The 2,097-nt window shown below is 50.9% G+C and carries 2 protein-coding genes; both read right to left on the bottom strand.

Going from position 1 to position 2,097, the window contains the following annotated elements; genetic code table 11:
- Positions 1-333: 333 nt before the first annotated feature.
- Positions 334-1,464, bottom strand: coding sequence for a class I SAM-dependent methyltransferase (locus HWQ67_RS17085; protein WP_255317336.1), 1,131 nt, complete (start codon positions 1,462-1,464; stop codon positions 334-336).
- A 212-nt stretch (positions 1,465-1,676) separates the two neighbouring features.
- Positions 1,677-1,958 carry a nucleotidyltransferase family protein gene (locus tag HWQ67_RS17080; RefSeq protein ID WP_218253896.1) on the bottom strand — a complete coding sequence of 94 codons (282 nt, stop codon included), beginning with the start codon at positions 1,956-1,958 and terminating at the stop codon, positions 1,677-1,679.
- Between the last annotated feature and the right edge of the window lie 139 nt (positions 1,959-2,097).

Raw genomic sequence — 2,097 nt, 5'->3', positions numbered from 1 at the left:
TAAATAAAATGTAGGCACGAATTTTTTGCTGCCCTTTTTGCGTATTACCAATATATTCAACCTTCTACAGCACTATTTTACCTTGTAAGTTCTGGAACTTCCGTTGCAAATAAGAAATGGAGGAATTTTTATGGAATGTGAGCATACTGTCAGAGAGAAAGTCAAAACTGCAGAGCTGGGTGATGTAGTTGCTGATTGTGCTAGATGGGATGGTGTAAGTAAGATTTGCATTGAAAAGAAGCCCGCAGATACTTGGAAAGTAACCTGCACCAGATAGCACAACCCTCTAGGGGGCTATATCCGCCACGACAGGGGATAAAGCCCCCTCCCTTTCTACCCCTCCAGGGCAGCCCGCTGATTCCGCAACGAAAACCCTCTCAACGCTGGATTGCCAAGACTGCCCTTGTACTGGATCAACACCTTGTGACTCTCGCCCATGCCCTGTGGCAGGAGTAGCCTCTTCACCTGCGCAACCTCATGCTGATACTGCCCGCTTGTGAGCATCCCTGTCAGCAGGTCATCTATCCCCATCGATACCATAAACGTCCCCTGCGGAGCAAACCCCACCGTGACAAGCCCAACCGCCTCCCCCCACCGCTTGAGGGCAGTGAAGTTGACGTGTGCCGTGATGTCCTGCCCTCCAACGTTAGCGTAGGGATTGTCGCTCACCCGATGACCGCTGTAACACACCAACGTCCCGCGAGTCCTCTGCGCACTGTAGTACTGCCACGCCGGATATCCATAGTCTATCGTAAAGACAAACCCCTCCAGCAACATCCCCGATACCTCCCGCAACCAATCACGCAGTGCAAGATTGACCTCCGTCCTGTAACCGTCGCAAAGCTGCAACCCAAACTCCCGCACATACGCCCGGATATCGTCGCTGCATCCGTGCAAGACCTCACCAAAGCCCTCATCCACCCAGACCTCCCTGAGTGCGTCGTCCCCGTCGCCGACCATCGTGATCATGTGCACGGGGAAGGCGTCTATCAGCTCGTTGGAGAGGACGCACCCCCGCAGCGGCGCTACGTCCGTTGCGGCAGACACCCACCTGACCTTGTCGGCAAAGGGGGCAAGGAGTCGCTCCTGCTGCCTCTGCACGTAAGGGTTAAGCTCGATTATCAGGTACGTCAGGGCGTCATAGAATTCGTCGCCCCGGAGGTAGCCCAACACGTCTGCGGCAAGATACCCCCTTCCCGCACCAAACTCAACAACGCAGAAGTCCGCCGGCCTGCCCATCAGTTGCCACATCTCTGCGGTCTGCCTTGCCACCAGGGCGCCAAAGACAGGGTGCAGGTGCGGTGCGGTAAAGTAATCGCCATCCCTGCCGATCTGCGTTGCAGCGCCGGTGTAGTATCCGTACCCCGGATAGTACAGCGACATCGACATGAACTCCTTGAATGGTATGGCTCCACCCTCGCGCCGTATCCTATCGCGTATGATAGCCTCTATGTCTATGCCCATATCAGGCACCTGGTCTGCCTCTTACTAAGTACCTACCCATAGTAGTTATATACGAAATAAGAAAAAAGGGGGCGGGCCCCCCTCAGACCCCTCCGCAAGGGGAGGGGCGAGGCGCCCCAGCCACGAAGAAGTCCCCTTGACCCCATAATGCTCAACCCTGACGCTTATATAAAAACTTCTGTCCATGTACTTATTAACGCTGTTTGAACACATCAGACATAAATAACTTCGTTTAGTATCTTGTCTTTTAAGAATGGTTTTAGTGCCTTGACAGATACAAGATCAACCGTCTTATCAAGCAAGTTTCCTAAGAACTCCTTAAAATCGATAAACTCAAAGATATCGACAGGCTCTGCAAATTCAACCAGAACGTCTACATCACTTGTTTCAGTCTCTTTACCTCTTGCAACAGAACCAAAAACCCCTATCTTGCTGACAGGATATCTTGATCTGATAACATCTGCATTGATTTTTAGTGTTTCTATCGTGCTCATTATCTATCCCGACAAATGTAAAGTTGTAATAAAATAGTATCCTCTTTAAATTTCATGGTAAACACTTTTTTACCCTGGTGACAATCCTTCTGTCTTACTTCTGATGATATCAGATAAGGCCGGCATTTTGAATTGTCTG

This window comes from Candidatus Magnetobacterium casense (genome assembly GCF_019173545.1).
Taxonomy (GTDB): Bacteria; Nitrospirota; Thermodesulfovibrionia; order Thermodesulfovibrionales; family Magnetobacteriaceae; genus Magnetobacterium; species Magnetobacterium cryptolimnobacter.
The sequence above is the reverse complement of the archived record's forward strand: the minus strand, read 5'-3'. Positions and strand labels throughout refer to the sequence as shown.

What these genes read in the sequence shown, in the direction of transcription:
- HWQ67_RS17085 (WP_255317336.1), bottom strand. Translation starts at nt 1,464, where the DNA reads ATGGGCATAGACATAGAGGCTATCATACGCGATAGGATACGGCGCGAG.
- HWQ67_RS17080 (WP_218253896.1), bottom strand. Translation starts at nt 1,958, where the DNA reads ATGAGCACGATAGAAACACTAAAAATCAATGCAGATGTTATCAGATCA.